A 6677-nucleotide genomic window follows, 5' to 3' on the forward strand; every position below is an offset into this window, starting at 1 on the left:
ACTATGCCGCCCTCATGCCATGGAGCATGCCTGCCACTCCCAACCTCTGATGGGCGTCGTTAAAAGACCGCATACGGCATAACGTGGAAGGCGTTGAAATTCTGTCTGAACTGCAGCAGCGGCGGCGTTCCATCGAAGAGAAACTGACGATTGTGCAAGAAGCGTTCGCAGCGAGAGACGGACTCAGGCGTAGCATGACGGCACGGCGTGAATGCGAACCCGGTGTTCGGGTAGCACCGGCAGAAAGGCCGAACACTAACACTCGGCACTGTTCAGAAAACCCAAGCGGTTCAAGCCCCCGGTTGTTCCACTTACCCAGCTCTCCGAATTTGCGCAGCCACCTCTCACCTTTGTCGGGTCTCGTTTGCGAAAAGTTTCTACGTAGAAACTTTTAGTTGAAGGAGGCATTGACATGCGCCCTGGGTGGAAAGCCGCTTTGCCCTATGGATTCTTCCAGTCCGTGTGACCGGATATAGCATTTGCGACCTCAGTCAGCTGATGGTGGGTCGCACATCCGATCGAATTGGCAAACCAACGTCCGGTATGTTGGTGCACTGCACTTGCTCCAGCGCATCGAGGTAGCGTTGACGTCCCCGCCTAAAGGCGGGGACGTCAAATGTCGTGCGCGGCTGGCGTCTTTACCGAAAGGAGGCGCACGTAGGCCGACCAAGGCAACGGAACGCCTAGGGGATGGTGTTCAGGTCAAGCGCACTGTTCGCGATCGCTTTTGATGATTTGGGCGATTGTGCAGACAGCGTCTGCACAATCGGGGCAGCCGGCCGGCTCAAGTAAAACGCGCATTTTGCGAAATTCCGCCAACCGAAGTCCCGGCCGAATCGCTCCGACAAGTCGGCACCCAAGCGCCGAATCATTGCCTCGCCATAAGCAACCCCTCCTTCGCCACCCTGTTCGAATTCCACGATCCGTCACCCGATCTCTCAATAAGTCACCGTCATCAGAGCATTCACGCTGCGTGCGGCTGCAGTGCGCATCCACGCAACGACCCCGGAAATCTCACGGGTGCAGGCCTGCATAGGCAGCGTGACCCGCATCACGCTGCGTCACGACGCGTTCACCGCATCCTTGAACGCCTTACCAGCGGCGAACTTCACAGTGTTCGCCGCTGCAATCACGATCTCCGCACCTGTCGTGGGATTTCGACCCGCACGCGCCGCGCGCTTCCCCTGCGAGAATGCCCCAAAGCCAATAAGTTGCACCGCTTCCCCGCGGCTCACTGCGTCTGTGATGACATCCAGTAACACCTGAACGGTTTTAGCCGCCTCACTCTTGCTGATGCCCGAGCCGATAGCGACGGCGTCAATCAGTTCCTGCTTGTTCATAGACAGTTCTGCTCACGAAGTAAAAGTCGCACCCTACCGCATACCGCTGCTAATAGGCAAACCGGCGGGAATCGGAAGGACTGAAAATCACGCCGTCCTGCCGGCATGCCGTGCACTTTCGCCGTGACCCCGCCATCGAGACCGAACATCCGGTGTTATGCCGCAGATCGGTGCATCGTGCAAACGCAATGTCCAGCCGTAATGGGATGGTCACCCCCACCTCTCAGCGAGTAGGCTGCTGAGAACTTTCCCCGGGAGGTCGTTGCCATGGACAGCGTCACAATGATTGGAATTGATTTGGGCAAGCATTCTTTCCACCTGCATGGACAGGATCGTGCTGGCAAAGCCGTGCTTCGCAAGAAAGTCTCACGCAAACAGCTACTCGAGTTTTTTGCGACGTTCCACTCTTGTACTGTCGTGATGGAGGCCTGCGCAGGTGCGCATTGGATGGCGCGCAAGCTCAGCGAGTTGGGACACACCGTCAAGCTGATCTCTCCGCAATTCGTGCGCCCGTTCGTCAAGAGCAACAAGAACGACTTCGTTGATGCCGAGGCTATATGCGAAGCAGCGTCTCGACCATCGATGCGATTCGTGACGCCAAAGACGGAATCGCAGCAAACACTTTCCGCGCTCCATCGAGTTCGCCAGGCTCTGGTGCGCGATCGGGTATGCACGACCAACCAGATGCATGGATTCCTGCTTGAGTTCGGAATCAGCCTCCCCGTCGGCCACGCCGTCGTAAGGCGCCTGCCTGCAGTACTGGCCGAGTATCGGCTGCCGCCGCGTCTCGTCGCGATCCTTGATCGATTGCATGAGCACTTCAAATATCTTTGTGAGCAGATTCGCGATATCGAGAAAGAACTCGAGCGACAACTCGCCGATGACTCCCTTGGTGGGCGTCTGATGACGATTCCCGGCATTGGAACGATCACTGCCAGTCTACTTGCCTCGGAGCTCGGTGATGGTAAGCAATACCGATGCAGCCGTGATTTCGCCGCTGCGGTCGGGCTGGTGCCAAGGCAATACAGTACTGGTGGGAAGTCAAACCTGCTCGGAATTTCCAAGAGAGGTGACAAGAATATTCGTCACTTGCTGGTCCAGTGTGCTCGAGCATTTATGCTCCGACTGGACAAGCAGTCGGGCCGTATGGCCGACTGGGTCCGCTCGCTGCTTGCGCGACGACATTCCAGCGTGGTCGCTTGTGCCCTAGCGAGCAAGCTTGCCCGAATCGCATGGGCGATCGTGAGCCACAACACTGTATTCGAGCAACGAGCGACCGTCACGGCTGCATGACGAGATCTCATCATTCTGTTACCGAGTCAACTCATCTGGTTTTGCGACTGCTGATTATTGATGACGTGAACGGCAAACCGGCCTGGCGGACACCCTGAAAGGTTAACGAGCTTCCCGAAGCTGCAGCTGTTATCAGGACCGCCCGGCGCGATTCTCATCGTGGCGCGAGGAGCATTCCTCACAACGACGCCGGATAGATTGGTGCAAAGCCACCACACATCAACGTCAGCGTTGCAAAAACGGGGGTGACCATAGATTAACCATCATGTCAATGAGCCGGTGTTGTCCGTAAAAATTCGCACTCAAGCCTTAATGGCCCCAATTCGGTGTGCGGCACTTTCCTCAGAGCAATTTTGAGAATTCCGGTAGCCCCCTATCCGTTGCGGTGCATCTTGTGCTTCAGGGTCGAACGGACTTCCACGCAAGCGCTGCGCGACAACCGTCTTGCACCGAGAACGCTCAAGAGCGGCCGAGTGGCGATCATGCGCCGATCTGACCCGCAACGCCCGAAAGGGATCCATGAACGCAAAACTACAAAACACGTATCAAACAATACATTTTCATGATGAATGAGCTATTCGACGAAATTGCAGCGTGTGACGGAAACGTTCGCGTTCGGAGACGCGCCACATCGTGAAACATCACGATGAATCACCGCTTAGATCAGCGGAAAGCCCTGTCGGACGGCCTTCGCACGGGAGTGCCGGTTGTTGGAAGATTGTTTCACGACATTGACCATATCTTCGCGCTTTCACCCCGGTTTCGATGACCACTTTCGGTTTTCTGAGATTCGTGACTTCGGCTTCGCGTTACTCTGGAGCGAAGGTCACAAGGATTTCCCGGTAGGCGATGGGGGTCGACAAGGCAGCCCCATTGATGCGACCCTATTTATTAAGCATTCACCGCTTGCCACCGCGGTCGAATTGCCGTTGGGATCGCGAAATCAACGATTTCGTGCCGCCTTCGACCCGAGTGCAGCGCGCTGTCTCGGGTCGCGAGTCTGAGCCTAGCTTGGCTTGATCGGCGTGGCTGTCGACCCGCATTCAATAGAACCGTTCATCACGAACGACTTCAGACTGAGTCGTCAGCCCAATACGCGTATCGCTGGACGCTCTACCCGGCCAACCGGCTTGGGAATTGATGCAGTGCAGCGAGTTCTTGGCCAAGCATCACTCCAGACGGCGTCCATCTACATCAGGACCGAGCAACAGTGCATGATAGAAGAGGCATCGTGATATTTCGGCAGATGATCGCCCGCTTCTTCTGACGAACAGACATGCATCCACCCGCCAGCATGGTGGGCGCTCTGTCATTTCGGACCGCGCCCAGTCCGTACGAATCCCTAGATAAAGCCTGACCTTGAGAGAAGTCCCTGTCGAAGTCAAACATAATCTGGCAGTTTGGGACGAGTGCAACCCAAAAGTCCTAGATTATCTGGGACTTAACGCAGCCGGTTCTATCCGCTCTGCATTTCCGCAGTCACGCAGCCAGTCGTGTTCAAGACGCACACTCAGTATATAAGGCGGCCCCCTGGCCGAGGGACCCATCATCTCAATCTAGCGCAGAAACCAATCGATCCTCTTGGACTATTCAATTCGCGAGACTCCGCGGTGCCATCGTTTCAAGCGGGATGCGAGCTCCCTGTTTCAACGTAGAAACTATCCGGCCCCGGCCTTCGAGCGAAGCCCCCAAACGAGCGAACCTGAATGCCCCCAGCGCATCCAGACCGTTGCACGCGCGATGTAGCGCTCCGCCACGTCAGTTTCTACGTAGAAACTGCCCGCCCAACAGACGACGCGGCCGCTGTTGATACGAAGATGAAAAATGCATGCTCTGGAGATCGAAAAAAAATTGACGTGGCAGCTCGTAGGCAATCCCACACCCATCATCGTCTTTATGTGACACGACTGTTCGCCAAAATTCGATTGATGCCGCGAGGCTTTGTCGTGACCTAAGCTTTCCCGTCTTCGTCAGCGCGACTAATTTCCACGTAGAAACTCACGGGACGGCTGAGAAGAATTTCCATAGTGCATGGCTTGTTTGCATCCTAGGGTAATAAATTTCATCTCCGAATCAGTCGTTTTTCTTGATGTTTTACGCAAGTCATCCTAAGATTGGCCGCAGTCGACCGGGGGCAGTTTCTACGTAGAAACTGCCCCCGGTCCAAGCTTCGTTTCGACAAGGAGAAAACATGGCGGCGAAAATTATCGCAGTCTTCAATCAGAAAGGGGGGTCGGGGAAGACGACGACATCCACCAATATCGCAGGTGCATTTGGGGTGCGAGGCTATCGAACACTGCTCGTGGACTTGGACGAGCAGGGCACCGCGACGCTCTCTGTCGGTGCAGCCCCGGATGATCGGCCGTATCCCGCTGCTATTTCGAACCTCGCACTTAGCCCGCGCCCCGATCGTGAGATTGAAAAATATGTCAATGATTACGACTTTATTGTCATTGATTGTCCGCCGGCCATCAAATCCGCGGCCCCCTCTGTAGCCCTGCTCATCTCCGATCTGGGACTTATTCCGATTGCCGCATCGGGCGGCAACTTGTGGGCCGTTCAAGAGGCCAAAAAGTTGGGAATGGAAGCGCAGATACGAAACCCCGATCTCAAACTTCGATCATTTGCGAACATGAATCAAAACGTGACGATCGTGAAGCAAATCTTCGAGGCAGCAGCAGGCGACGACGAACTCCCGATGCTCAAAACCAAGCTCGGTTTTCGCACCGCGTACAAGGAAGCTGAGGTGTCCGGCGCAACGGTCCTTCAACTTCGATCTGCGAAGGCAGCTCATAAAGAACTGAATGATCTTGTCGACGAAATTCTCGAAGTCCTCGAGGTGCGAGCATGACGAAGAAGGATTTTTCTGCTGCGCTTAACGCCGGCGTGAAGCGTGACCAGACGATGCGAGAAGCGTCCGCGCCTTCAAGGTTCGACCGTGTCGATGAAGCACTGAGTGGGCGGAGCAGTCTGTTGGCGCCCGCCAAGGAAACTGTTGTCTCGCCCACGCCGTCCGATGCAGAAGCATATTTGGCAAACCTAGAGCAATCGGGGAAAGTGCGGTCGCGGTACATAACGATGCCGATTAGCCATATCGACGACAATCCGCTCAACAGTCGAACTATCTATAAGGAAGAGTTGATCGCCGCGCGCGCAGCCTCAATGGCGCGAGATGGCCAACTAGTCCCCGTACTCGCCGGGCGTCATCCGGACTTCGCGGATCGAGCAATCCTGATCGACGGTCAGTTCCGAAAGCTTGGGGCACTCCGCAATCGCGCCGAGACACTGGATGTCAAACTGCTTGAAGGCCTAGATCCCATCGATTTCTATCGCCTTGCTCGCGCGGCAAACAACGAGCGTGAGCAGGAAACCGTCCTGGATGTTGCACTCGGGTACAAGAAGCTTCTCGATCAGGGACACGCAAAGTCCAACGACGAGTTGGCGGTTCTCGTGGAAGAGGGAAAATCCAAGGTCAGCAAGATTCTCTCGCTGCTGGAGTTGCCGCAGTCAGTCCTTGATGTAATCGCTGCGCAGCCGAAACAATTTGGCCTTTCGACGAGCTATGAACTTACCCTGTACCTAAAGGCCACGGATGACAAGCGCACCTTGGCATTCGCAGAACGAATTCGTGATGAGGAACTTCCTTTTCAGAAGGTGAAGGCCATCCGTGAGAGCCTCGAGAATGGCCGTGCGCCACGGAAGTCGCTTTCGCGACAGTACAAGGTGTCAACTGACGACGGCGCTGAGATTGGTGCTATCAAAGAGTGGGGCGATGGGAAAGTCCGCGTCGACCTCGTCCTTGGATCGGCAGAAAAAGCTGAGGCCTACGTCGTAGCATTCAAGAAACTCCTCGCAGACGATGGACACCAACTGAAGTAGGGGCTCAATACTCCGAATCCCGCCGCCCAGGACATAGCACTTGGACGGCATTCGCTCTGCGATGGACTCCCAACAACGTCGCTTGAGCGTAAGCGTGTCCCCAGCACCGTCTCGACGATGTGAAAGGAAGTTGCCAGAGTAGTCCCCACCAAAGTAGTGGGGACC

General features: G+C 55.7%; 4 protein-coding genes. 3 read left to right on the forward strand and 1 reads right to left on the reverse strand.

What is annotated here, in order from left to right:
• Nucleotides 1-1061: 1061 nt before the first annotated feature.
• Nucleotides 1062-1340 carry an HU family DNA-binding protein gene (locus WS49_RS25060; RefSeq protein ID WP_059534367.1) on the reverse strand — a complete coding sequence of 93 codons (279 nt, stop codon included), beginning with the start codon at nt 1338-1340 and terminating at the stop codon, nt 1062-1064.
• Between the two features lie 267 nt (nt 1341-1607).
• Here WS49_RS25060 and WS49_RS25065 point away from each other — a divergent pair, with 267 nt between their 5' ends.
• From WS49_RS25065 to WS49_RS25075, 3 genes are all read left to right on the forward strand, one after another.
• Entirely contained in the window at nt 1608-2633 is a 1026-nt protein-coding gene (locus WS49_RS25065; protein ID WP_059534369.1) for an IS110 family transposase, read from the forward strand.
• 2191 nt (nt 2634-4824) lie between these two features.
• Nucleotides 4825-5484 (forward strand): AAA family ATPase, encoded by a 660-nt coding sequence (locus WS49_RS25070; RefSeq protein ID WP_059534371.1) that lies wholly within the window; start codon nt 4825-4827, stop codon nt 5482-5484.
• On the forward strand, nt 5481-6512 hold the full coding sequence (locus tag WS49_RS25075; protein WP_059534373.1) for a ParB/RepB/Spo0J family partition protein: 1032 nt from the start codon (nt 5481-5483) through the stop codon (nt 6510-6512). The genes WS49_RS25070 and WS49_RS25075 overlap by 4 nt, the downstream gene beginning before the upstream one ends.
• Nucleotides 6513-6677 lie beyond the last annotated feature (165 nt).

Origin of the sequence: Burkholderia sp. RF7-non_BP4 (assembly GCF_001521935.1) — a bacterium.
GTDB classification, from domain to species: domain Bacteria; phylum Pseudomonadota; class Gammaproteobacteria; order Burkholderiales; family Burkholderiaceae; genus Burkholderia; species Burkholderia diffusa.

Excerpts from the sequence above, each read along its gene's own strand:
- WS49_RS25060 (WP_059534367.1), bottom strand. The coding sequence starts at position 1,340 with ATGAACAAGCAGGAACTGATTGACGCCGTCGCTATCGGCTCGGGCATC.
- WS49_RS25065 (WP_059534369.1), top strand. The coding sequence starts at position 1,608 with ATGGACAGCGTCACAATGATTGGAATTGATTTGGGCAAGCATTCTTTC.
- WS49_RS25070 (WP_059534371.1), top strand. The coding sequence starts at position 4,825 with ATGGCGGCGAAAATTATCGCAGTCTTCAATCAGAAAGGGGGGTCGGGG.
- WS49_RS25075 (WP_059534373.1), top strand. The coding sequence starts at position 5,481 with ATGACGAAGAAGGATTTTTCTGCTGCGCTTAACGCCGGCGTGAAGCGT.